This window comes from Curtobacterium sp. ME26 (assembly GCF_903970945.1).
Taxonomy (GTDB): domain Bacteria; phylum Actinomycetota; class Actinomycetes; order Actinomycetales; family Microbacteriaceae; genus Curtobacterium; species Curtobacterium citri.
Genome location: NZ_CAJCKG010000023.1, coordinates 1 through 22,873 on the forward strand (window position 1 = coordinate 1; position 22,873 = coordinate 22,873).

Consider the following 22,873-nt stretch of genomic DNA (forward strand, 5'->3'; position numbering starts at 1 on the left):
CATCATAGCTGGTCTATTTTTTTAGATCTTTTTGTTACCAAGGAGAACACCGAATGCGAGGTGCCCCGGAGTGACGGGAGTTCAGTCGTGTGCTCTCCCGACCCGCCAGGCCTGCACGGCCGGCGACCGGCCCGCCCGGATCGCCGCCAGCCGCTGCCGACGACGCAGGGCGCGGACCAGCCCCGGAGCGACGAGCACCGCGAGCAGGAGCACGAGCCCGACGAGGACGCCCGCGGGCCCGGAGCCCGGACGGTCGGACGCGGCCGCGGCACCGGGGGCGGCGGACGCCGAGGGCGTCGGGGTGGCCGTCGCCTGGTCGGTCTCGGTCTCACCGGGAGCGGGGAGCGGGGTCTCCGAGGGCGCGGGTGCCGGGGTCGCCGAGGACTCGGTACCGGCCTGCGCGGCTGCGTCGGAGTCCGGCGTCGGCTCGAAGGACACCCACCCCGCGCCGCGGATGTACAGCTCCGGCCACGAGTGCAGCTGCCGGTTCGACACCGTGTACTCGCCGTCCTCGGTCTGCTCGCTGCTCGCCCGGTAGCCGACGGCGATGCGCGAGGGGATGCCGAGCGAGCGCGCCATGACCGCCATCGACGAGGCGAAGTGCACGCAGTAGCCCTCGCGGACGCGCAGGAACGTGTCGATGACGTCCATGCTGTCGCCGTCGTAGCCCTGCTCCACCGGGGCGGTCTCCGAGTAGGTGAAGAGGTCGCTACGGAACCACTGCTCGAGTGCCCGCGCCTTGCCGTAGTCGCCCTGCGCGCTCCCCGCCACCCGCTCGGCGGTCGTCCTGATGTCCCGCGGCAGGTCCTGCGGCAGGGACAGGTCGGTCCGGAGCTGCGCCGCACTCGGCTGCGTGAACCCGCGGCTGCCCGCGCGTCCGAGGATGCCGGACGCGGCGATCGCGTCCAGGTACTCACCGGAGGAGGTCGACGCCCCGAACACCTGGTAGGTCGACCCCCGCTGGGTCGTGGGGCCGGTCGACCGGATCGTGTTCGAGTCCCCCATCCACCGCCACCGGGTCAGGTCCAGGTTCGTGGACTGCGACTCGACGGACACGGCACCCGCGGGCACCGGCAGGTAGTTGCTCGACAGGCCGGTGACCCGGACGGTCAGGTCGCCCCGGCTCGCGAGGCGCGGGTTCACCCCGACGGCCCACTGCTGCTGGTCGGCTGTGTCCGACGTGCTCGCGTCCGTCACGGTCGGGACCCAGTCGCCGGTGCCGAACTCGTCGAGGTCGGCGAGCTTGAGGTACTCCGGCTGCCCGTCGGCCGTGCGGTACCGCAGCACCTCGAGCTCGTTCGGCTGCCGCAGGTCCCGCCCGAGCTCGAGCAGGGTGCCCGGACGTCCGGGCTGGATCGGTGACTGCAGGGATCCGGTGACGCCCGACAGCCAGCTCGCGTTGAGCGGCACGAGGGCGGGCAGCCCGACGGCGACGACGAGCCCGACCGCGCCGACCACCGTCGCGGGGAACGCCCGTTGGACCGGTCGCACCGACAGCCAGAGGAGTCCGAGGAACGCGGCTCCGACCAGGACCACGAGGACGACCGGGGCCGGCTGACCGGTGACGACACCGGGCACGATGAGCACCACCAGGGCGGGCACCGCGGCCAGTGCCACGGTCGGCGCCACGGCGGCGAGGAAGAGCGACACCCCGGCCACCCAGCCGATCGCGACGGTGACGACGAGTCGGACGGCGTCGGTCTGGAGCAGCGGTGCCGGGTTGAGCCGGATCGCCGCGAGTGCCTCGCCGAGCGCGCCCCCGCGGTCGAGCCAGCCGAGCGGGTGCACGTCGTTCACGACCGCCGCGACGCAGGACCCGAGCACGAGGGTGGTGACGAGGGCGATGAAGCGGACGCCGGGCGCCCGGCGGCGGACCGCGAGCACGACCCCGACGAGCACGGCGGTGAAGACCACGCCGGAGACCCACCAGAGGGTGCCCTGCACGAGCGGCCGCATGGACAGGGCGGCGATGAGCACGGGCAGCGGCGCGAGGGCCACGACCCACGGGCTCGGGACGTCCGACCGCTCGGTGGGGCGGTCGTCCGCCGGCGGCCGGGAGCCGGCACGGACCCGCTCGGTCGTCGAGGCGCTCACCGCGTGCTCCCCGGGTTCTGCGCCCCGGCGACGGGCACGACGAGCGTGCGCCACCCGGCCCGGTCGAGGATGCCGCGCACCACCGGGTCCGGCGGCACGATGGTCGCGAGGATGCCGCGGCTCGACCCGCTCGTCGCGGTGACGAGCTCGGCGGCCTGCTCGGCGGTGCAGCGGCCGGTGACGACGGCGGTCATGCCGTGCACGTCGCGTCCCCGCACCTCGGGCAGGACCTCGGTCACGGGTCGGGCGTCGGAGCGCACGCGGACGTCGGCGAGTCCGACGAGCACGTCGGTCAGGCTGCCGGCGTCACCGGTGTGCCGGGAGGCACCCGTCGCGTCGTCGCTGACGAGCACCACGCGCGAGGTCCGCGCGCTCAGCGCCCGTGCCACGCTCGCCGCCACGACGACGGCGTGCTCGAACGCGGCGTCGCCGCCGAGGTCGGACAGCTCGGCGAGGTCGTCGCGCCCGAGCGCCTGGTACGACTCCCGCCGGACGTCGATCGCGATGACGGCCTCCGGGGGTTGTGCCTGCGTGGTCTGCCGGACGTGGAGTTCGCCCCGTCGGGCGCTCTGGGCCCAGTGCACGCGACGGATCGGGTCGCCCTGCCGGTAGGGACGGAGCTCGCTGTCGTCGGCGGAGCCGCCCTGCCCGACGCGGCCCTCGTCCGCGGACACGGCGCCGGCGAGCGCCCCCGTGTCGATGGCGGTGAGGGTCGTGGACGCCGGGACGACGACGACCTCCTCCGCGGGGACGACGGGACGGTCGATGCGCAGCAGGCCGAATGGGTCCTCGACGCGGATCGTCACCGGGCCGACGAGGGTCCGGCCGCGGTGCATGGCGAGCGCCTCGACGTCGAGGACCGCCGGGGGCTCGTGGGGTCCGACGAGCGCGTACGTCTCGGCGTCGGACACGCTCGCGAAGGCGTCCTCGAGCTGTTCGCGGACGAGCAGCGTCGTCCGCGGGCCGATCGGCAACGAGGTGCCGCGCAGCGTGATCCGCTCGCGGTACACCTCGCCGACCTGCACGACGGCGCGTGCGGTGGCTCGGGTGGCGCGGAGCGGGGCGGCCACCACGAGCGCCATGACGACGCCGAGCAGCAGGAGGACGAGCAGGAGCAGCCCGGCGGAGACGGCGATGCTGGTCGTGGCGACGAGCCCGCCGCCGACCAGCGCGATCCCCGAGCCGAGCACGGTCCAGCCGCGGGCGGTCGGTCGCGGGAAGGGGGTCCGCCGCAGCAGCCCGGCGGCGCGTCGGCCGTACCGGACCGCCCACGACCGCACCGCGCCGGTCCGCAGCGCGAGCGTCGAGGGCCCTCCGCCGTCGGACATCAGGACCGGACGGCAGCCGCGGCGAACGGCACGGCGGTGTCGGAGACGATCCGGACCACCACGTCGCGCGCGGTGTCCTCCGTCCCGCCGCCGAGGCCGCGGGCGACCGGGACGAGGCGGTGGGCGAGGATCACCGGTGCGAGGCGGGCGACGTCGTCGGGGGTGACGAACGGGCGGCCGAGCAGTGCGGCGTGCGCGCGGGCGGCCTGCGCGAGGTGGAGCGTCGCACGCGGGCTCGCGCCGAGCGTGAGGTCGGGGTGGGAGCGGGTGGCGCGGACGATCGCGACGATGTACGCCTCGACGTCGGGTGCGACGTGGACGCCCCGGACGCTCTGCACGATCGCGCGCAGGGTCTGCACGTCGACGATCGGCCGCAGCGCCGACAGCGGGTCGCGGACACCACGGTCGGCGAGCATCTGGCGCTCGGCGTCGGCGCTCGGGTAGCCCATGGTGATGCGCGCCATGAAGCGGTCGCGCTGCGCCTCGGGCAGCGGGTAGGTGCCCTCCATGTCGATCGGGTTCTGCGTCGCCACGATCATGAACGGCGCCTCGAGCGGCCGGGTCACGCCGTCGACGGTGACCTGCGACTCGGCCATCGCCTCGAGCAGGGCCGACTGGGTCTTCGGGCTGGTGCGGTTGATCTCGTCGCCGATGACGACGTTGGCGAACACCGGTCCGGGCGAGAACCGGAAGGTCCCGGAGGACTGGTCGTAGATGTTCACGCCGGTCACGTCGGACGGCAGCATGTCGGACGTGAACTGGATGCGGTTGACCGAGCCGCCGACCGAGGCACCGAGCGCCTTCGCGAGCACGGTCTTGCCGACGCCGGGAACGTCCTCGACGAGCAGGTGGCCCTCGGCGAGCATGACCGTGAAGGCGGTGCGGATCGCGTCGACCTTGCCGTCCACCACGGTGGACACGGCCGCCACGACGTCGTCGCCGACCGCTCGGACGTGCTCGATCGGGAAGGGCTGGTCGGTGGGGTCCTGCACGCAGGCCTCCTCGTCTCGGGACAGGTGTCGTGCATGCTACAACGGCGCGGTGACAGGGACCGGGGGATGCGTCACCCGTCATCCGGAAGGCACACTGCGGGCCTCGCCACGCGCCCGGATCGCGCCCCGACGACGGACGGGAGGCGCGGTGCGGGCCCGCGCCGCGCCTCCCGTCCGGGGACCGTCACGTCAGGACGCTGGGTCGCCGACCGGCGTCGCACCGTCCGCCGCGACGCGCGCCGCCTCGGCGGCGAGCAGCACCGCCGCGGCGACCGCGACGCCCTCCTCGCGCCCGAGCTCGGTGTCCTCGTGCTCGATGTTGACGAGCATCTCCGGGTCGACCTCGTGGAGTGCCTGCAGGAACGCCGTCCAGTACTCGGTCGGGTGCCCCTTGCCGAGCGCGACGAAGTCCCACGCCGACGGTGACGGCCAGGCGTTCGCCCACTCGTCGCCGCCGAGGTTCGTGCGCGGCTCGTCCGGCGAGAGCCGGCGGAAGGAGTTGTCGAGCACGCCGTTGAGCGCCACCGACGGGTTCACCCGCACGTCCTTCGCCGCGGCGTGGACGACCAGCGGCCCGAGCTCTCGGACCACCGCGACCGGGTCCATCTGCTGCCAGAAGAGGTGCGACGCGTCGAGTTCCACGCCGATGTTGGTCAGCCCACCGCGGTCGACGAGCTCGCGGATCGTCGCGACGTTGAAGACGAGGTTCTGCGGGTGCAGCTCGAGCGCGACCCGCACCCCGTGCTCCCGGGCGAGCGCGTCGATCTCCTGCCAGAACGGCACGGCCACGTCCCACTGGTGCTCGAGGACGTCGAGGGCCGCGGAGTTCCACGCGTTCACGATCCAGTTCGGCCGCGTGCCACCCGGCTCACCGGCGGGCAGGCCCGACATGGTGACGACGCGGGTCTGGCCGAGACGTGCGGCGAGTCGGATGCTGCGCCGGACGTCCTCGGCGTGCGCCGGCCCGATCGCGGGGTCCGGGTGCAGCGGGTTGCCGTTGCAGTTGAGCCCGGCGATCGAGACGCCGGTCCCCGCGAACTGCGCGAGGAACGCGTCGCGGGCCTCGTCGTCCTCGAGGATCGCGTCGACGTCGGGCACGTGCACGGGCGGCAGGAACCCGCCGGTGTTCAGCTCGATGCCGGTGAGGCCGTTCGCCGCGACCACGGCGAGGGCGTCGGCGAGCGGACGGTCGTGGAGGATCGCGTCGTACAGTCCGAGCTTCATGCGTCCTGCTCCTGGGTGCTCGTGGGGACGGTGCTGGTGGGGACGGTGACGGCCGTGCCGCCGTCGGCGGCGGAGCGTGCCACCGCGTCGAGGACCTCCATGTTGTGGACGCCGTCGTCGAAGGTCGCGTTGCGGGGCAGCGGGTCCGCGACACCGGCGACCTCGTCGAGGAACGCGCGCGCCTGGTACTCGAACATCTGGTTCTGGCCCCAGCCGACGCCCGGGGCGTCCATCGCCATGCCACCGGCGACGTAGGGGTGGTCCGGGCCGAGCACGACCTGGCGGTACCCGCCCGTCCGCGATCCGTCGGCCTGCAGCGCGAGGCCGATCTCCGACGGGCGCTCCTGGTCCCAGCGCGCGGCGCCGTGCTCGCAGAACACCTCGACCACGAGACCGTTCGGGTGGCTGGTCGCGACCCGCGAGACCTCGAGCGACCCGACGACGGAACCGTCACCGAAGCGCGCCGAGAACGTGGCGTAGTCGTCGTTCTCCACCGCGACCCGTTCGCCGGTCAGCGGGACGTCCTGCCCGCGCAGGGCGAACCCCGCGGCGACCGGCCGCTCGGTGACGGCGGTGGTGAAGGTCCCGCCGCTCACGCTGACCACCGGACCGGCGAGGAACTCCGCGACGTACGTCAGGTGCGAGCCGACGTCCGCGAGCGCGCCCGTCCCGGGGGCACCGGTGAAGCGCCAGGAGGTCGGGACGTCCGGTGAGGCGCCGTAGTCGGTCCAGTACCGGCCGGAGACGTGCAGCACCCGGCCGAGGGTGCCGTCACCGACGAGCTCGGCGATCGCGGCGAGCCCCGGTGCACGGCGGTAGGTGAACCCGGTGCGGGCGACGAGCCCGCGACCGGCGGCACGTCGGGCGGCCTCGGCCATCGCGCGGGCGTCCTCGAGCGAGTCGGACAGGGGCTTCTCGCACAGCACGTGCTTGCCCGCGTCGAGCAGCCCCTCGACGACCTCGCGGTGCAGGTGGTTGGCGACGACGACACTGACGACGTCGACGTCGTCCGCAGCGGCGACCGCCCGCCAGTCGGTGTCGTGCCGCTCGTAGCCGAAGCGTCGCGCGGACTCCTCGGCGACGGGCTCGTACGCGTCGCACACCGACACGAGCCGCACGGGCGGCAGGGTGGGTGCGAAGAGGGACGGTGCGTTGCGCCACGCTGCCGCGTGCGCCTTCCCCGCCATGCCGGCGCCGATGACGGCGACGCCGATGCTGTCGACCATGCGTGCTCTCCTTCGAGACGTGAGGTGCAGTTCTGGAACGTTCCAGAACGCAGTAGACTGTACATGTCTCCCGCCATGTCCTGTCAAGCACCTGGCTCCCGACGTCCGATCGGAGTCGCCCGTGTCCCACCGCCCGCCGACGATCATCGACGTCGCCGCCCGCGCCGGGGTCTCGAAGTCGCTCGTGTCGATGGTGCTGCGCGACGACCCCGGTGTCTCCGCCGCACGCCGCACCGCCGTGCTCGCCGCCGTCGAGGAGCTCGGCTACCGGCCGAACCGCGCCGCCGCGATCCTGGCGGGCACGCGGACCCGCACGATCGGCGTCGTGGTCGACGACTTCCGGAACCCGTGGTTCGTCCCAATGCTCGACGGCGTCCGGACCGCACTCGCCCCGCACGGGCTCCGGCTCACCGTGGCGGACACGCAGGCGAACGCGCACCTCGGCACCTCGCCGCTCGACGACCTGCTCGCACTCCGCGTCGACGGTGTCGTCCTGGCCGCCGAGGGATCCGCCGACACCGTCGTCCCGCCGGACACCCCGGTGGTCGTCGCGGGCGAGCGGGCGACGGTCCCGCCGGGTCTCGACGTGGTCGCCTCCGACGAGGCCGCGGGCGGCCGACTGGCGACCGAGCACCTGCTGTCGCTCGGGCACCGGCGCATCGTCCACGTGACCGGGTCGGGAGGCCCGGCTGCCGCCCGGCGCGCGGCCGCCGTCGAGCGGATGGTCGCCGCGGGGGCCGTCCCGCTCGTGGTCGGCGACGGTCCGACCGCCGAGTCCACCGGGTACGAGGGGACGCGGCGCGCGCTCGCGGCGCACTCCGGGACGACCGCGGTCTTCGCCGCGAACGACGTCATGGCGATGGGCGCGATCGCCGCGGTGCGGGACGCCGGCCTCCGGGTCCCCGAGGACGTGTCGGTGATCGGGAACGACGAGACCCCGCTGGCGTCGTCACCCCTGGTCCGGCTCACGACCGTCGACCCGCACAACGACGAGGTCGGGCGGCTCGCGGTCGAGCGACTGGTGTCGCTGATCGGCGGTCCGACGGCCGGGCCCGCACCGACGCGGACCCTCGTGCAGCCGTCGCTCGTGGTGCGCTCGACGACGGCGCCGCCGCGGGCCTGAGTCGACCCGGCACCGTGCTGCCGTCAGGCGGGCAGCGCCTGCGTGCCGAGGGACCAGTAGGCGACCCCGTGCAGCCCGAGGTCCCGCGCCAGCGCCACCCGCTCCCGGTACGACCGGGCATCCGACCAGTGCAGCTCGCGGCCGTCGGCGAGCGTCGCGGACCACTCCCCCGTCCGCTCCGACCACCGCGCAGCGTCGCCGGCGAGGTCGCGTGCTCGGGCGGGCGACACCTGGCCCGCGTCGTCGGAGCCCTCGTCGGCGCCCCACACGTACCCGTAGCCGGCGATCCCCAGGTCGATGCGGTCGGCCGGGAGTCCCTCGTGCTCGGCTGCACGGACGACCCGCTCGGCCCAGGGCAACGCGCCGACCGTGCCCGGCTCACTCCACGGCCCGTGCTCGTCGTACGTCATGAGGACGAACCGGTCGACGTGCTCCGCGAGGGCGCCGAGGTCGTAGCCGGTGTCCCGGAAGCCGGACGCCGACGTGGAGGCCATCACGGCCATCGAGACCTCGGCGTCGTCCCCGAGCCCGTCGTGCACGGCTGCCTCGACTGCGGCGGTGAAGGCGACGAGTCCGGCGCGGTCCTGCGCGCGCAGGGACTCGAGGTCGACCTGCACGCCGTCGAAGTGGTGCGCCGCGGCGACGGCGGCGAGCTCGCGGGCGACGTGCTCGCGGGCGTCCGGGTCGCCGAGCAGCGCCGTCCCGGTCTCCGGGGAGAAGTCGCCGAGCGACTCGGAGTAGTTGCTGACGAGCAGTTCGGTGCCGGCACCGCCAGCGGCCGCAGCACGGGTCAGCTCGTCGGTGCCCCCGGGCAGCGGGTGCAGTGCGGCACCGTCGTCCGTCAGGGTGACACCGTCGATGCCGATCGTCGCGGCGTGCTCGGTCGCGGCGGTCACCCGGGCGGCGAGTCCGTCCCCGGGCTCGGCGTACGCCTCGACCACGGGACGGGACGACCCGGTCGCGGCGGCACACCCGGTGAGCGACACACTCGCCAGCACGACGACGGCGGCGGTGAGGACGGATCGGCGGAGCACCCGGCAACGGTAGCCGACCGGTGCGACGGGACCGGGACCACGAACACGGGACGACGAGCCGGCGGAGACGAGCCGGCGGAGACGGGCCCGGCACAACGACGAGACCCCCGCACGGGGCGGGGGTCTCATTCAGTGCGGAGACGGAGGGATTTGAACCCTCGGTCCCCTCAAAGGGGACTCCACCTTAGCAGGGTGGTGCACTCGGCCGAACTATGCGACGTCTCCATGCGCTCTCTCGAACGCAGGTCCCACCATACAGGAGGACCGGCCTCCGCTCGACCTCAGCCCGACGCCGAGTTCGGACTCGGGCTCCCTCGCGCAGCTCGGTCCCCTGAAGTGGGGACATCCAGGGGTTGTCGAGCCGTACCCCGACGCCTAGCATCGTCGGGACGCGGCGATCACATTCCGGGGGTCCTCCCCCGCAGTCGCGACACAGCACCAGACGTCGTCCCCCTCCTGCCGAGCCCGGCGCGCCCGATCGCGATGCGCTCGTGCGGGGACGACCAGGGGGCGCGGACCCGGTTCGCGCCCCCGCTCTGGGTGTTCAAGGCACCGCGTACTCAGGCGGCCGAACGGAACCGGTCGGGTAGCGCGATGAGGTCGTCGGCGAGCCCCACGAGTTCCGCGGCACAGGAGTCGAGCTGCCCGAGCTCGGCAGCGGCCGCGGCACGCTCGACCTGCTGCACCCGCGCCCGGCGCCCCACGACCGCATCGATGCCGTTGGCCACCGCGACGTCGTCCGTGAAGAACGCGTCGAGCACCGGACGCTGCGCGACGAGCCAGTCCGAGCTCACCACCGCCCCTCGGCGCCGCAGGTACCAGGCACCGAGCTCGACGAGTGCGCCCGCCTCGGTCAGGCACGACCGCAGCCGCTGTGCGTCGAAGGGCTCCTCGACACCCGGACCACCGACGGCGGGGTCCGCGATCATGGCCCGCGCCACCCGCAGCCGCTCCACCATCTGCCCGACCGACCACGGCGCCACCACGACACCGACGTACCGCTGCACGCTCACGAGCCGGAGGGCCTCGAGCGGCACGAGCGCTTCGCGCACCGGCGTCCGCGACACCTGCATGTCCTCGGCGATGTCGTCGAGGCGCAACCGCTGCCCCCGGCGGTAGACACCGCGCAGGACGTTCTCGAGCAGCTTGAGGAAGACGGCATCGCGCAGCAGGCTGCGTCGGATGCCCTGCGGGTCGGGGACCCGGCCCGTGACCGGGGACGATGCGCGATCCATCCAGCCAGGCTCACGCATCGGTGCCACCGAGCGGTCCGTGGACGGGCGACCGGTGGACCGCTCCGGTCGGTGTCGGAGTGTGGAGGAGTGCCATGCCGACACCCTCCCAAGCGGAGGGTGTCGGCCCAGAACATTTCGTGTACGAAGTGTTACTTCTTGCTGGCCTCGGTGAGCACGGACAGCGGTTGCGTGATGTCCTCGAGCCCCTTGCGAGCCGCGTCCACGCCGAAGATCAGCGCGATGACGCCGCCGACGATCATCACCCCGGATCCGAGCAGGTACCCCCAGAACAGCGGCTCCCGCGACGAACCGTCCCCGATGAACGCGCCGTAGATGGTCGGGGCGACGGCACCGAAGATCTGCGCGAGCGCGAAGAAGTACGAGATGGCCTGCGACCGGAGCTCGAGCGGGAAGATCTCGCTGACGGTGAGGTAGGCACTCGACGCCCCCGCTGAGGCGAAGAAGAACGAGACGCACCAGAACACGACCTCGACGGTGGCGCTGATCGCGTCGGCCCGGAACAGGAACGCCGACGTCGCCAGCACCAGCCCCGACACGAGGTAGGTCAGGAAGATCATCTGCCGGCGACCCCACGTGTCGAAGAACCGCCCGAGGATGATCGGCCCGAGCAGGTTGCCGATCGCGAAGGGGAAGAAGTAGATCGACGTCTCCGAGGTCTTCAACCCGAAGAAGTTGGTGAGGACGAGCGCGTACGTGAAGAAGATCGCGTTGTAGAGGAACGCCTGCGTGATCATCATCGTGGCGCCGACCAGCGTCCGGGTCGGGTACTGCTTGAGCAGCACGCGCGCGATGGTCAGGAAGCCGACCTTGTCGAGCGGCGTGACGGTCATGGCCTTAGAGTCGTCGACGTCGGGCAGCCGGTGCCCGGTGGACTTCTCGACCGACTCCTCGATCTGGGAGACGGTCCGCTCGGCCTCGTCCTCGCGGCCGTGCGTCATGAGCCACCGGGGACTCTCCGGGATGTGGCGTCGGAGGAAGATGATCGCGATGCCGAGCACCGGGCCGAGGAAGAACCCGATCCGCCACCCGATGTTCTCCGCGAAGATCGAGGTGTCGAGCAGGTAGATGTTCGCGAAGGCGCCGAGCGCGGCACCGCCCCAGTAGGTGCCGTTGATGGCGATGTCGACGTGACCGCGGTACTTCGAGGGGATCAGCTCGTCGATCGCGGAGTTGATCGCCGCGTACTCACCGCCGATGCCGAGCCCGGCGACGAAGCGGAAGGCCGCCAGGAACCAGAAGTCCTGCGCGAAGCCGGCGATGCCCGAGCCGATCAGGTAGATCGCGAGCGTGAGGATGAACAGCTTGCGTCGACCGAGGCGGTCGGACAGCCGCCCGAACACGAGCGCCCCGATGACCTGACCGAACAGGTAGATCGTGCCGAGGTACGTCACCTGCTGGGTCGAGAGCCCGAGGTCCGCCTGGAAGCCGGCGTTCGAGACGATCTGGATCTCGAGGCCGTCGAGGATCCAGGACACCCCCAACCCCACGACCACGCTCCAGTGGAACCTCGTCCACGGCATCCGGTCCATCCTGGCGGGCACCAGGCTCTTGATCGCCCCGTTCGTCGTGCTGCTCACGAGAGCGGACCGTACTCCGGGGATTCCAGGCAGGTTCCCAGTGGCGGCGCAGCTTTACGGTCTCACAGGTTCAGGAACCTGCTGTAACGGCGGACGCGAGACGTCACGACTGCGCGACCACGCGCCTCCCGTCGGTACCGTGGCGGGGTGCCGCTCCAGAACTCGACCGACCGCATCCTGACCACCCACACCGGGTCGCTCCCCCGGACGCCCGAGCTCACCGCGCTCCTGGTCGCCCGCGACCAGGGGAAGCCGTACGACGCCGATGCACTCCGCGAGGAGACCGCCGCCGTGCTCGCCCGGACCGTCGACGCACAGCTCGACGCCGGCATCGACGTGGTGAACGACGGCGAGGTGCCCCGCGTCGGCTTCTCGACCTACATCCGTGAGCGCCTGTCCGGCTTCGGCGGGACGGGCCACCGGAAGCCGACGCTCGACTCCGTGAAGTTCCCCGAGTACGCCGCGTTCCAGGCGCGTCAGATCGACGAGGGCGCCGAGTTCGCACGCGTCTGGGACACCCCGGTCGCGCAGGGACTGCTCGAGTACGACCAGGAGCGCGCCGGCATCCGCGAGGACCTCGACGGCTTCGAGCGCGAGCTCGCCCGGAACGCCGCCGCGGGCCGGACCCCGGCGGGCACCTTCCTCTCCGCCGCGACCCCGGGCATCGTCGCGACGACCCTGCTGCTCGACGAGCAGAACCCGCACTACCGCGACCACCGTGAGTACGTCTTCGCGCTCGCCGAGCAGCTCCGCGTCGAGTACGAGGAGATCGTCGCCCGCGGCCACGTCCTGCAGCTCGACGCCCCCGACCTCGCGATGGAGCGCGTGATCCACTTCGGCGACGCACCCCTCGACGAGTTCCTGGCCGCCGTGGACCTGCACGTCGACGCGCTCAACCACGCGTTGCGGAACATCCCGAAGGAACGGACGCGCCTGCACGTCTGCTACGGCAACTGGCAGGGCCCGCACCAGGACGACGTGCCGGTCGACGTGCTGCTGCCGCACCTGTACCGCGCGGAGGTCGGGTCCTTCAGCGTCCCGTTCGGCAACCCGCGGCATGCGCACGAGTTCCCCGCCTTCCGCGACCTGCCGCTCCCCGAGGACGCCGTGCTCGTGCCCGGGGTGATCGACGTGACGACGAACTACCTCGAGCACCCGCAGCTCGTCGCGAACCGCATCGTCGAAGCCGCCGAGGCGGTGGGCGACCCGACCCGCGTCGTCGCGGGTACCGACTGTGGCCTGGCGACCTTCGCGAGCTACGAGTTCGTGGCGTCGGACGTCGCGTGGGCGAAGCTGCGCGCGCTCACCGAGGGCGCCGAGATCGCGAGCCGTCGCCTGTTCGGCTGACGCAGGTCGCGGCGGACGGGAGGCGCGTGGCGGGGGCCCCCCCCGCCCCTCCCGTCCGTTAGTCGGTGCGCGGGCGTAGCCTGCACCGCGTGACCCGACCAACCATCAGAACGGTCGGCGAGCTCCGCGCTGCTGGGTACGTCCAGAAGTCGGTCCGCGCCGAGATCCGCGACAACCTCCTCCAGGCCCTCCGCGAGGGCCGCGACCCCTGGCCCGGCCTGCACGGCTTCGAGACCACCGTCATCCCGCAGCTCGAACGTGCCCTCATCGCCGGGCACGACGTCGTGCTGCTCGGTGAACGCGGACAGGGCAAGACGCGCCTGCTCCGCACCCTGCAGGGCCTGCTCGACGAGTGGACCCCGGTGATCGCCGACTCCGAGCTCGGCGAGCACCCGCTCGAGCCGATCACCACCGCGAGCATCCGCCGTGCCGAGGAGCTCGGCGACGCGCTGCCGGTCGAGTGGCGGCACCGCGACGAGCGGTACGTCGAGAAGCTCGCGACGCCCGACACGAGCGTCGCCGACCTGATCGGCGACGTCGACCCCATGAAGGTGGCCGAGGGGCGCAGCCTGGGCGACCCGGAGACCATCCACTTCGGACTCATCCCGCGCGGCCACCGCGGGATCGTCGCGATCAACGAGCTCCCGGACCTCGCCGAGCGCATCCAGGTCGCGATGCTCAACGTGATGGAGGAACGCGACGTGCAGATCCGCGGCTACGTGCTGCGCCTGCCGCTCGACGTGCTCGTCGTCGCGAGCGCGAACCCGGAGGACTACACGAACCGCGGCCGCATCATCACGCCGCTCAAGGACCGCTTCGGCGCCGAGATCCGCACCCACTACCCGATCGAGCTCGCCGACGAGATCGCCGTCATCCGGCAGGAGGCGCACCTCTCCGCCGACGTCCCCGACGCCCTGGTCGAGATCCTCGCCCGCTTCACCCGTGCGCTCCGGCAGTCGAGCGCCGTCGACCAGCGCAGCGGCGTCAGCGCACGCTTCGCGATCGCGGGGGCCGAGACCATCTCGGCCGCCGCCGTCCACCGCGCGGCGCGTCAGGGCGAGGAGCACGCGGTCGCGCGGCCGATCGACCTCGAGACCGCGGTCGACGTGCTCGGCGGCAAGATCGAGTTCGAGAACGGTGAAGAGGACCGTGCCGACGAGGTCCTCGAGCACCTGCTCCGCACCGCCACCGCCGAGACCGTCCGCTCGCGGTTCCGCGGCATCGACTTCGGGGTGCTCGTCGAGGCGCTCGACGGCGGCACGATGGTGACCACCGGCGAGCAGGTCAGCGCGCGGGCCTTCCTCGAGGGCCTGCCGTCGATCGGCGAGTCCGACGTCTACGACCAGGTGTGCGAGCGCCTCGATGCGGACGACGACGGCGAACGGGCCGGAGCGATCGAGCTCGCGCTCGAGGGGCTCTTCCTGGCCCGCCGGATCAGCAAGGAGTCGGGGGGCGGCGAGGCCGTCTATGGCTAGTCGGCAGAACCGCCGCCTGAGCCGCGACGCCCGCTACGGCAGGTACGAGGGCGGGCCGGACCCGCTCGCTCCCCCGGTCGACCTGTCCGAGGCGCTCGACGCCATCGGCGAGGACGTCATGGGCGGGACCTCGCCCGAGCGCGCCCTCCGCGAGTTCCTGCGCCGTGGCGGGGAGACGCAGCGGGGCCTCGACGACCTGATGCGCCGTGTGGCCGAACGCCGACGCGAACTCACGAGCCGGAACAACCTCGACGGCACCCTGCAGCAGGTGCAGCAGCTGCTCGACGAGGCCCTGCGCGCCGAGCGCGGGGAACTCGCCCGGAACGTCGACATGGACGACGGTGACCGCGCGCTGGCCCAGCTGCAGCTCGACAGCCTGCCGCCGTCGCCCGCGGGTGCCGTGCAGGAACTCGGCGGCTACGACTGGACGAGTCCCACCGCCCGACAGAAGTACGAGGAGATCAAGGACCTGCTCGGCCGCGAGGTCCTCGACCAGCGCTTCGCCGGCATGAAGCAGGCGCTCGAGAACGCCACGGACGACGACCGCGCCGCCGTCGCGGACATGATGCGGGACCTCAACCAGTTGCTCGAGGACCACCGCCGCGGCACGGACACGCAGGAGCAGTTCGACGCGTTCATGGCGCAGCACGGGCAGCACTTCCCGTCCGACCCGCAGAACGTCGAGGAACTGCTCGACGACCTCGCCGCTCGGGCGGCCGCAGCGCAGCGGATGCGGAACTCGATGTCGCAGGAGCAGCGGGACGAGCTCGACGCCCTCGCGCAGCAGGCCTTCGGCTCCCCGGACCTGATGGGGCAGCTCGGCCAGCTCGACGACAACCTCCGTGCCCTCCGGCCCGGCGAGGACTGGGGCGGCTCGGAGCGGATGGACGGCGAGCAGGGCCTCGGGCTCGGCGACGGCACCGGTGTGTTCCAGGACATCGCCGACCTCGACGCCCTCGCCGAGCAGCTCGCGCAGTCCGGACCCGGGTCCGACCTGGCCGACCTCGACCTCGACGCCCTGCAGCGTCAGCTCGGGGACGAGGCCACCGTCGACGCCCGGACCCTGCGGCGCCTCGAGCAGGCCCTGCGGAACTCGGGCGCGGTCAAGCGCGGCGCCGACGGGCAGTTGCGGCTCACACCGAAGGCCATGCGGCAGCTCGGGAAGAGCCTGCTCAAGGACGTCGCCGAACGGATGTCCGGTCGGCAGGGTGCCCGTGACCTCCGCCGCGCCGGAGCGTCGGGCGAGCCGTCCGGCGCGACCCGTCCGTGGGCGTTCGGCGACACCGAGCCGTGGGACCTCCCCCGTTCGATCACCAACGCCCTCGTGCGCACCGCCGCCGACGGCCGGACCGGGTCCGGCGTCCGGCTGACGATCGACGACGTCGAGGTGCAGGAGACCGAGGCGCGGACGCAGGCGTGCGTGGCGCTCCTCGTCGACACCTCGTTCTCGATGGCGATGGAGGACCGCTGGGTCCCGATGAAGCGCACCGCCCTCGCGCTGCACACCCTCGTCAGCACCCGCTTCCGCGGCGACGACCTGCAGCTCATCTCGTTCGGTCGCGAGGCCGAGGTGATGGACGTCGAACGACTCGTCGGACTCGACGCGATGTGGGACAAGGGCACGAACCTCCACCACGCCCTGCTCCTGGCGAACCGGCACTTCCGGAAGCACCCGACAGCGCAGCCCGTGCTGCTCATCGTCACCGACGGCGAGCCGACGTCGCACCTCGAGCCGAACGGCCAGGTGTGGTTCGGCTACCCGCCCGACCCGGTGACGATCGCGGTGACGGTGCGCGAGCTCGAGAACGCCGGTCGCCTCGGTGCCCAGACGACGTTCTTCCGGCTCGGGGACGACCCGGGGCTGGCGCGGTTCATCGACGCGATGGCCCGACGGGTCGACGGCTCGGTGGTCGCGCCCGAGAACGACGACCTCGGGGTCGCCGTCGTCGGTTCGTACCTCGGTGCGCGGCGTGGCGGTGCGTCGTTGTTCGGTGACGACTGGGCGGGCTGAGCGCGACCCACTGACGCACGGGAGGCTCCCCACCGGGCACGGCCCGGCAGCCGCTGGCGCGTCTGCCGGGAATCGGCCGGCGTGGGCCCAGGTGCCAGCCGGCACCGCGCCTCCCGTCTGCGGTCAGAAGAGCGGCCAGGGGACGGCCGGGCCGTTCCCCGGTGGCGGCGGGAACATCCCGACCGCCCGCAGGGCCGCGCAGCGCGCCCGCGTGTTGTCGATCTCCGCCGGGGTGAGGTGCTCCGCGAGCGCGTTGCCGAGGTCACCCCGGAGCGCCTCGGCGACGCGGTCGAGCCCCTCGAGCTCGTCCGGGTCGAGCGGTTCGCCGATCCATCCCCAGAGCACCGTGCGGAGCTTGTGCTCGACGTGGAAGGTCAGCCCGTGGTCGACGCCGTACCGGTGCCCGTCCGGCATCGCGAGCACGTGCCCGCCCTTGCGGTCCGCGTTGTTCACCACGACGTCGAACACCGCCATGCGCCGGAGCGCCGTCGTGTCCTCGTGCACGAGCGTCACCGGACGGTCGTGCTCGTCGATCGCCTCGAGCACGGGGAGCCAGGGCGTGCCCTCGGCGTCCGCGTCGTCCGTCGGCACGAGGTCGACGGCGTCCTGGTCGGGGTCGACGTCCTGCCAGCGCTGGACCATGCCCGGACCGAACGGCCCGTCGCCGAGCCACGTCGGCGGGACCACGCCCCACCCGAACGCCTCGGAGACCAGGTGCGCCGCGACCTCGCGTCCGGCGAGCGTGCCGTCCGGGAAGTCCCACAGCGGCCGCTCGCCCTCGACCGGCTTGTAGACGACGGACTCGCCGTCGAGGTCCGCCAGGAAGGTGGCGTTCGAGGCCTCGCGGATCCGCGCCCGGATCGTCAGCGAGCCGTCGCTCATGCGTCGTCGGGGCGACGACCGGCGGCGACGACCTCACGCGTGCGCTCGACGAAGGCCCGCGCGCTGCCGACGGGGATCTTGACCTGGAACACCTCGGCCGGCTCGGGGATCTCGACGACGGACTCGACCTCGTCGCCGTCCTCGTCGGTCTCGGTGACGATCTCGAGTTCCTCCTCGATGGGGTACGCCTCGATGACCACCTGTGCGGTGGCCGGGTCGAACCCGAGGCTCAGGGCACCGGCGCGGAACTCCGGTTCCACCGGCTGGTCGAGGGGCAGGGCGTCGCGGAGCTCGGTGGGTGCCGAGGTGGGGACGCTGAAACGGTTGTCGTCGACGGTCGCGACCTCGTCGAGGAGCTCGGCGACCTTGTCCGCGAGCACCGCGGACTGCTCCTTCTCGAGGGCGACGCTGGTGACGCGGCGGCCGTCACGTGCCTGCAGGTAGAAGGCGCGCTCGCCCGGGCGGCCGACCGTCCCGACGACGAGACGTTCCGGCCAGTCGAAGCCGTGCACGATGGTGGGCATGACCCGATTGTAGGAGGGGCCGCCGACGCCCGTTCAGGGTCGGGCGGTCCCCGGCTCGTCGTGCCCCGCTCCCCCGCCGACGGCGGCGTCGCCGGACGGCGCCGGAGCCGCGGCGAGCCAGGACAGGTCGCCGGAGTCGGTGTTCGTCGCGACCACCTCGGGCCGGTGCTCGCCGTAGCGCACCACGGACACCGAGGCCGGGCCGACGGCGATGCGCTGGAACAGGTCGAGGTGCATGCCGAGTGCGTCGGCGAGGACGGACTTCACGATGTCGCCGTGGCTCACCGCCACCCAGACCGCCGACGGTCCGTGGGCTGCCTCGACCTCGGCGTCGATGCGGCGGATCGCCGCCACCGCGCGGGACTGCATGGTCTGCATGGACTCGCCGCCGGGGAAGACGACGGCGCTCGGGTTGGCCTGCACGGTCCGCCAGAGCGGCTCCTCCGCCAGGTCGGCGAGCTTGCGCCCCTGCCACTGCCCGTAGTCCGCCTCGGTGATGGCTCGCTCGACGCGGACCTCGGGGTCGCCCTGCTGTCGGGCGAGCACGGCGCGGGCGGTCTGCCGGCACCGCTCGAGGGGGCTCGTGACGAGCGCGGCGAGCGGGATCGGCGCGATGCGGTCGGCGGCACGGTCGGCCTGGTCGCGGCCGACGCGGTCGAGGGCGACCCCGGCGGTCCGGCCGGCGAGCACACCGGTCGCGTTCGCCGTGGTGCGCCCGTGCCGGAGGAGGAGGACGGTCGCCATGCGGACGATCCTACGGGCGTCGGCGCCGGCGTGCGGAGAGCGCAGATCGGACAGTGGTCGGGGTCCACCGACCGATGCACCAGGATGGTCCGGTGCTCGTCTCCATCGTCTACATGAGCCGATCCGTCGCGCCCTTCGATGACGCCGCGCTCGCCGAGCTGCTCCGCGAGTCACGCCTGCGCAACGAGGCACTCGGCGTCTCCGGACTGCTCGTGGCGAAGGGCGGGCGGTTCATGCAGCTCCTCGAGGGCCCGGCCTGGAGCGTCGACGACCGGTTCGCCGCCATCGCGCGGGACGACCGGCACAACGAGGTCAAGTCCCTGATCCGCGAGGACATCGAGCGTCGCCGGTTCGACGGCTGGTCGATGGCCTACCGCTCGCTCGACGACACCGACGTGGCGACCGAGGAGGGCTTCAGCCCGTTCCTGTCCGGCACGATGGACTTCGCGCCGGAGTTCGACGGCACGAGCGCCGCGTGGCTGCTCAAGTGGTTCCGCGACCGGGAGCTCCTCGACCGCTGAGGTTCCGGCAGACTGCTGAGGTTCCGGCAGACTGCTGACACCCGCAAGGGCCGCCGCGGCTCAGTGTGCCGTGCCGAAGGTCTCGGCCACCACCCGAAGCAGCCGCTCCCGGTGCGCGGGCGCCGCGGTCGCGTGCACGACGACGCGCCACATGACGGCGACCGCGGGGTCGAGGTCGACGCGGCCGCTCCGCACCTCGGCGACGAGCTGCACGCCCGTGAAGTACGGCACGACCGACCCGCCGAGCTCCTCCGCCGTGAGGTCGGTGCGGAGTTCCCCGGACCCGAGCGCCAGCCGGAACACATCGACGATCCCGCCGATCCACTGCTCGTAGAACGACGACGTGGCGCCGGCGAACTCGCCGCGCTCCAGGGAGAGCCGGATGCCCGCGCGCACGATCGGATCGGTGCGCAGCAGGTCCGCGATGCCCTTCGACGCACCGATGAGGGCGGCCAGCGGCGAGGCGTCGGTGTGGCTCACGACGGCGAACGTGCGGGCGTTCTGCTCGTCGATCACGCCGAGCGCGAGGGCGAGCTTGGTCGGGAAGTGGAAGTGCAGGCTCGCCGGCGCCACGCCCGCACGACGGGCCACGGCGGCGACCGCCGTGGCGGCGTAGCCGACCCGGTCGAACTCCTCGGCCGCGGCCACCAGGATCTGCTCGCGTCGTTCCACGGGACCAGTGTGACGGACAGGAGGGTCGGTACCCGACGGCACCGACCCTCCCGACCGACCGTGTCGGCGTCTACGCGGCGTGCCGCGCCAGGCTCATCTGCTCCTCCGGCACGTCCTGCAGGTCGCGACCGCGGAACCAGCGGAGCAGCCAGTCGGCGGGCGACCCGGCGAGCTCGGCCGGCAGCCCGGAGCGCTCGGAGAGGAACGTGTTGAACCCGGGCTCGTCGCGGACGTCGGCGTCGGAGGGGTTGCCGAACGCCATCGACCAGCCGTCGAAGCGTCGGGCGTCGATCGTCTCGCGGGACAGCGACTTCACGTCGCGGTGCCTCGGGTCGCGCTCGATGGCGGCGTAGCGGTCCTCGACGCTCCAGGCCGGGCCCTCGAGCACCTGCATGAAGCGGCCGCCCTTGGCGAGGAGGAGCCCGGAGACCCCGAGCGCGTCGTTGCGCAGGCGGGCTTCGCGGAGCATGGCGACCAGCTGGTCGTCGGTCAGGTCGTCGACGGCGACGGACATGTACACGAGTGAGGTGAGGTTGGTCATCGGCGTCAGTCTGTGTCCTGCCCCCGACACGGTCAAAGGCATCGTCCGCACACCGCACCGGGATGCGGGTAGTGGACGGACGCGCCGCTCAGGGACGGACCCCGATGCCCTCTACGTCTTGTAGAGTGATCGACCGTGCGGCACGGTGTCGCGCTCGACCCCGACAGGACCCGCGCCCCGATGCCCAGCACCGCTCCGCCGCCGTCACGGGGCTGGTTCGCCCAGCTCCTCCTCCGCCTGCACTTCCTCGCCGGGGTGTTCGTCGGGCCCTTCGTCCTGGTCGCCGCGCTGTCCGGTGCCGTCTACGCCGTGGCACCGTCGATCGAGCGGGTCGCGTACCAGCACGAGCTCACGGCGCCGTCCACGGCGGCAGCACGCCCGCTCGCCGACCAGGTCGAGGCGGCGCAGCGCTGGGTGGACGACCGGCACCCGGGTGACGCCGTCGTCGAGGTCCGTCCCGCTCCCGGGCCGGGTGCGACCACCCGCGTGTTGTTCCACGAGGACGGGCTGCTCGAGTCGCAGACCCGTGCGGTCTTCGTCGACCCGGGCGACGCTGAGGTCCGCGGCGACCTACCGGTGTACGGCACCTCGGGGTCGCTGCCGTTCCGGACGTGGATCAGCACGTTCCACCGCAGCCTGTTCCTCGGGGACGTCGGCCGGCTCTACAGCGAGACGGCGGCGTCGTGGCTCGGCATCGTCTCGCTCGCGGGCATCACGCTCTGGGCGTTCCGCTTCCGTCGTGCTCGGCGGAAGCGCGACCTCGTCCTGCCGGACAACCGGGTGACCGGGTACCGGAGGACCTTCTCGTGGCACGCGGCCACCGGTGCGTGGGTGCTCCTCGGCGCGGTGTTCCTGTCGGCGACGGGCATCACCTGGTCGCACTTCGCGGGCGACACCGTGACCGCGCTCCGCTCGTCGCTCAGCTGGCAGGCGCCCACCGTCGACACCGCGCTCGACGGCTCGTCGTCGACCTCGGGTGGCGAACACGCGGGGCACCACGGTGGCGGCTCGACGGCGATGGGTGCACCGACGACGACCCCCGAGCAGTTCGACGAGGTGCTCGCGGTCGCGCGTGACTCCGGCGTCCGCGCGGCCGAGGTCCGCGTCCGCCCGCCGGCGACGGCCGACACGGCGTGGACCGTCGAGGAGATCAAGCTGAGCTGGCCCGTCGCGATGGACGCCGTCGCCGTCGACCCGGGCACGATGACCGTGGTGTCGCAGGTCACGTGGGCCGACTACCCGCTCATGGCCAAGGCCGCCAAGCTCGGCATCAACACGCACATGGGGGCGTTGTTCGGCCTGGCGAACCAGGTCGTGCTGCTGCTCGCCGCGCTGGGGATCGCGGCGATGGTCGTCTTCGGCTACGCCATGTGGTGGCAGCGTCGATCCCCGGGGGCGCGCGTGGGTCGCGCTCCGGCGTCGGGTGCGCTGGCGCGCGCGCCGTGGTGGGGCACCACCGCCGTGGTCGTCGTCGCCGTCGGGCTCGCCCTGCTCCTGCCGGTGGTGGGCGTCACCCTGCTCGGGTTCCTGCTGGTGGACGCCGTGGTCACCACGTCCGGCCGCCGGACACGGTGACCACGTGACGGACGGGAGGCGCGGTGCCCGCTGGCACCGCGCCTCCCGTCCGTCGGTCGGTTCCGCAGATCAGGCCGAGGCCGACTCCGAGATCGCGTCGCGGAGCGCGGACGCGGCGGCGGCCACGTCGTCGGCGCTGTAGATCGCGCTGCCGGCGACCGCGATGCGGGCGCCGGAGGCCTTCACCGACCCGATGGTGTCGGTGGTGATGCCACCGGCGACCGAGAACGGGACGCCCGAGGCCTCGCCGTCGCGGAGGAGCGTCTCGAAGGTGAAGCCCTCCTCGGCCTGCTCGTCGAGACCGGCGTGCATCTCGACGAACTCGGCGCCGAGCGCGACGACCTCCTTCGCACGGGCGGCCTTGTCCGGCACGCCGATCAGGTCGACGACGATGCCCTTGCCGTGCGCCTTGGCGGCCTTGACGGCGCCGGCGATGGTCGAGTCACCCGCGACACCGAGCACGGTGACGAGGTCGGCGCCGGCCTTGAAGGCGATGTCGGCCTCGAGCTCGCCGGCGTCCATCGTCTTGAGGTCGGCGAAGACGACCTTGTCCGGGTGCGCCTCCTTGATCGCGGTGATCGCGGAGAGGCCGGCGCTCTTGATGAGCGGGGTGCCGAGCTCGATCACGTCGACGTACGGCGCGGCCTTGCCGGCGAGGTCGAGGGCGGCCTCGGTGGTCAGGGTGTCCATGGCGAACTGGAGCTGCATGGTGGTGTCCTTCCGGTGG

Annotated in this window: 20 protein-coding genes and 1 tRNA gene; 6 read left to right on the forward strand and 15 right to left on the reverse strand. The window is 72.8% G+C overall.

The features are described from left to right. Nucleotides 1–81: 81 nt before the first annotated feature. The 5 genes from H7A69_RS10460 to H7A69_RS10480 all read right to left on the reverse strand — a co-directional run bounded on the left by H7A69_RS10460 (nt 82) and on the right by H7A69_RS10480 (nt 6,864). The gene (locus tag H7A69_RS10460; RefSeq protein WP_182046962.1) at nt 82–2,094 is read right to left on the reverse strand and encodes a transglutaminaseTgpA domain-containing protein; all 2,013 of its coding nucleotides are present in this window, start codon (nt 2,092–2,094) and stop codon (nt 82–84) included. After that, complete coding sequence (locus tag H7A69_RS10465; RefSeq protein WP_182046963.1) at nt 2,091–3,422, reverse strand: DUF58 domain-containing protein; 1,332 nt, start codon at nt 3,420–3,422, stop codon at nt 2,091–2,093. Before H7A69_RS10465 ends, H7A69_RS10460 begins: the two co-directional genes overlap by 4 nt. Next, nucleotides 3,422–4,414, reverse strand: a complete 993-nt coding sequence (locus H7A69_RS10470; protein ID WP_182046964.1) for an AAA family ATPase — start codon at nt 4,412–4,414, stop codon at nt 3,422–3,424. The genes H7A69_RS10465 and H7A69_RS10470 overlap by 1 nt, the downstream gene beginning before the upstream one ends. Before the next feature lie 189 nt (nt 4,415–4,603). Next, nucleotides 4,604–5,638 (reverse strand): sugar phosphate isomerase/epimerase family protein, encoded by a 1,035-nt coding sequence (locus H7A69_RS10475; protein ID WP_182046965.1) that lies wholly within the window; start codon nt 5,636–5,638, stop codon nt 4,604–4,606. After that, the gene (locus tag H7A69_RS10480; RefSeq protein WP_182046966.1) at nt 5,635–6,864 is read right to left on the reverse strand and encodes a Gfo/Idh/MocA family protein; all 1,230 of its coding nucleotides are present in this window, start codon (nt 6,862–6,864) and stop codon (nt 5,635–5,637) included. Before H7A69_RS10480 ends, H7A69_RS10475 begins: the two co-directional genes overlap by 4 nt. Nucleotides 6,865–6,985: 121 nt before the next feature. Between H7A69_RS10480 and H7A69_RS10485 the strand changes: the two genes are divergently transcribed. Further along, nucleotides 6,986–7,987 carry a LacI family DNA-binding transcriptional regulator gene (locus tag H7A69_RS10485; RefSeq protein ID WP_182046967.1) on the forward strand — a complete coding sequence of 334 codons (1,002 nt, stop codon included), beginning with the start codon at nt 6,986–6,988 and terminating at the stop codon, nt 7,985–7,987. Nucleotides 7,988–8,010: 23 nt separating this feature from the next. Here H7A69_RS10485 and H7A69_RS10490 read toward each other — a convergent pair whose 3' ends face one another. From H7A69_RS10490 to H7A69_RS10505, 4 genes are all read right to left on the reverse strand, one after another. Next, on the reverse strand, nt 8,011–9,021 hold the full coding sequence (locus H7A69_RS10490) for a glycosyl hydrolase family 18 protein (RefSeq protein WP_182046968.1): 1,011 nt from the start codon (nt 9,019–9,021) through the stop codon (nt 8,011–8,013). 135 nt (nt 9,022–9,156) lie between these two features. After that, nucleotides 9,157–9,246 (reverse strand) — tRNA-Ser (locus H7A69_RS10495). A 335-nt stretch (nt 9,247–9,581) separates the two neighbouring features. Continuing rightward, nucleotides 9,582–10,256 (reverse strand): GntR family transcriptional regulator, encoded by a 675-nt coding sequence (locus H7A69_RS10500; protein ID WP_182046969.1) that lies wholly within the window; start codon nt 10,254–10,256, stop codon nt 9,582–9,584. A gap of 149 nt (nt 10,257–10,405) precedes the next feature. Continuing rightward, on the reverse strand, nt 10,406–11,854 hold the full coding sequence (locus H7A69_RS10505; RefSeq protein ID WP_310648884.1) for an MFS transporter: 1,449 nt from the start codon (nt 11,852–11,854) through the stop codon (nt 10,406–10,408). A 147-nt stretch (nt 11,855–12,001) separates the two neighbouring features. On the opposite strand from H7A69_RS10505, the gene H7A69_RS10510 reads away from it, so the two are divergent. The 3 genes from H7A69_RS10510 (at nt 12,002) to H7A69_RS10520 (ending at nt 16,687) form a co-directional block, all read left to right on the forward strand. Next, nucleotides 12,002–13,201 carry a cobalamin-independent methionine synthase II family protein gene (locus tag H7A69_RS10510; protein ID WP_182046970.1) on the forward strand — a complete coding sequence of 400 codons (1,200 nt, stop codon included), beginning with the start codon at nt 12,002–12,004 and terminating at the stop codon, nt 13,199–13,201. Nucleotides 13,202–13,290: 89 nt separating this feature from the next. Then, nucleotides 13,291–14,676: an AAA family ATPase gene (locus H7A69_RS10515; protein ID WP_182046971.1), complete on the forward strand. Its 1,386-nt coding sequence runs from the start codon at nt 13,291–13,293 to the stop codon at nt 14,674–14,676. Next, nucleotides 14,669–16,687: a vWA domain-containing protein gene (locus tag H7A69_RS10520; RefSeq protein ID WP_182046972.1), complete on the forward strand. Its 2,019-nt coding sequence runs from the start codon at nt 14,669–14,671 to the stop codon at nt 16,685–16,687. The genes H7A69_RS10515 and H7A69_RS10520 overlap by 8 nt, the downstream gene beginning before the upstream one ends. A 123-nt stretch (nt 16,688–16,810) precedes the next feature. On the opposite strand, the gene H7A69_RS10525 is transcribed toward H7A69_RS10520, so the two are convergent. From H7A69_RS10525 to H7A69_RS10535, 3 genes are read right to left on the reverse strand one after another with little or no spacing between them, the layout of a single operon-like run. Beyond that, nucleotides 16,811–17,569 (reverse strand): SCO1664 family protein, encoded by a 759-nt coding sequence (locus tag H7A69_RS10525; RefSeq protein ID WP_182046973.1) that lies wholly within the window; start codon nt 17,567–17,569, stop codon nt 16,811–16,813. After that, nucleotides 17,566–18,093, reverse strand: coding sequence for a DUF3090 domain-containing protein (locus H7A69_RS10530; protein ID WP_069713617.1), 528 nt, complete (start codon nt 18,091–18,093; stop codon nt 17,566–17,568). The genes H7A69_RS10525 and H7A69_RS10530 overlap by 4 nt, the downstream gene beginning before the upstream one ends. 33 nt (nt 18,094–18,126) lie before the next feature. Continuing rightward, the gene (locus tag H7A69_RS10535) at nt 18,127–18,837 is read right to left on the reverse strand and encodes an MSMEG_4193 family putative phosphomutase (protein WP_182046974.1); all 711 of its coding nucleotides are present in this window, start codon (nt 18,835–18,837) and stop codon (nt 18,127–18,129) included. Between the two features lie 92 nt (nt 18,838–18,929). Here H7A69_RS10535 and H7A69_RS10540 point away from each other — a divergent pair, with 92 nt between their 5' ends. After that, nucleotides 18,930–19,358: a BLUF domain-containing protein gene (locus H7A69_RS10540; RefSeq protein WP_182046975.1), complete on the forward strand. Its 429-nt coding sequence runs from the start codon at nt 18,930–18,932 to the stop codon at nt 19,356–19,358. Between the two features lie 60 nt (nt 19,359–19,418). Here H7A69_RS10540 and H7A69_RS10545 read toward each other — a convergent pair whose 3' ends face one another. Together H7A69_RS10545 and H7A69_RS10550 are read right to left on the reverse strand one after the other, a co-directional pair. Further along, nucleotides 19,419–20,030 (reverse strand): TetR family transcriptional regulator, encoded by a 612-nt coding sequence (locus H7A69_RS10545; protein ID WP_182046976.1) that lies wholly within the window; start codon nt 20,028–20,030, stop codon nt 19,419–19,421. A 70-nt stretch (nt 20,031–20,100) separates the two neighbouring features. Then, nucleotides 20,101–20,571 carry a BLUF domain-containing protein gene (locus H7A69_RS10550; RefSeq protein ID WP_069713612.1) on the reverse strand — a complete coding sequence of 157 codons (471 nt, stop codon included), beginning with the start codon at nt 20,569–20,571 and terminating at the stop codon, nt 20,101–20,103. A gap of 180 nt (nt 20,572–20,751) precedes the next feature. Between H7A69_RS10550 and H7A69_RS10555 the strand changes: the two genes are divergently transcribed. Beyond that, the gene (locus H7A69_RS10555) at nt 20,752–22,146 is read left to right on the forward strand and encodes a PepSY-associated TM helix domain-containing protein (protein ID WP_182046977.1); all 1,395 of its coding nucleotides are present in this window, start codon (nt 20,752–20,754) and stop codon (nt 22,144–22,146) included. 69 nt (nt 22,147–22,215) lie between these two features. Here H7A69_RS10555 and hxlA read toward each other — a convergent pair whose 3' ends face one another. After that, complete coding sequence (hxlA, locus tag H7A69_RS10560) at nt 22,216–22,854, reverse strand: 3-hexulose-6-phosphate synthase (RefSeq protein WP_182046978.1); 639 nt, start codon at nt 22,852–22,854, stop codon at nt 22,216–22,218. Nucleotides 22,855–22,873 lie beyond the last annotated feature (19 nt).

Excerpts from the sequence above, each read along its gene's own strand:
- H7A69_RS10530 (WP_069713617.1), bottom strand. The coding sequence starts at position 18,093 with ATGCCCACCATCGTGCACGGCTTCGACTGGCCGGAACGTCTCGTCGTC.
- H7A69_RS10535 (WP_182046974.1), bottom strand. The coding sequence starts at position 18,837 with ATGGCGACCGTCCTCCTCCTCCGGCACGGGCGCACCACGGCGAACGCG.
- H7A69_RS10525 (WP_182046973.1), bottom strand. The coding sequence starts at position 17,569 with ATGAGCGACGGCTCGCTGACGATCCGGGCGCGGATCCGCGAGGCCTCG.
- hxlA (WP_182046978.1), bottom strand. The coding sequence starts at position 22,854 with ATGCAGCTCCAGTTCGCCATGGACACCCTGACCACCGAGGCCGCCCTC.
- H7A69_RS10555 (WP_182046977.1), top strand. The coding sequence starts at position 20,752 with ATGCCCAGCACCGCTCCGCCGCCGTCACGGGGCTGGTTCGCCCAGCTC.
- H7A69_RS10480 (WP_182046966.1), bottom strand. The coding sequence starts at position 6,864 with ATGGTCGACAGCATCGGCGTCGCCGTCATCGGCGCCGGCATGGCGGGG.
- H7A69_RS10465 (WP_182046963.1), bottom strand. The coding sequence starts at position 3,422 with ATGTCCGACGGCGGAGGGCCCTCGACGCTCGCGCTGCGGACCGGCGCG.
- H7A69_RS10550 (WP_069713612.1), bottom strand. The coding sequence starts at position 20,571 with ATGACCAACCTCACCTCACTCGTGTACATGTCCGTCGCCGTCGACGAC.
- H7A69_RS10500 (WP_182046969.1), bottom strand. The coding sequence starts at position 10,256 with ATGGATCGCGCATCGTCCCCGGTCACGGGCCGGGTCCCCGACCCGCAG.
- H7A69_RS10520 (WP_182046972.1), top strand. The coding sequence starts at position 14,669 with ATGGCTAGTCGGCAGAACCGCCGCCTGAGCCGCGACGCCCGCTACGGC.
- H7A69_RS10475 (WP_182046965.1), bottom strand. The coding sequence starts at position 5,638 with ATGAAGCTCGGACTGTACGACGCGATCCTCCACGACCGTCCGCTCGCC.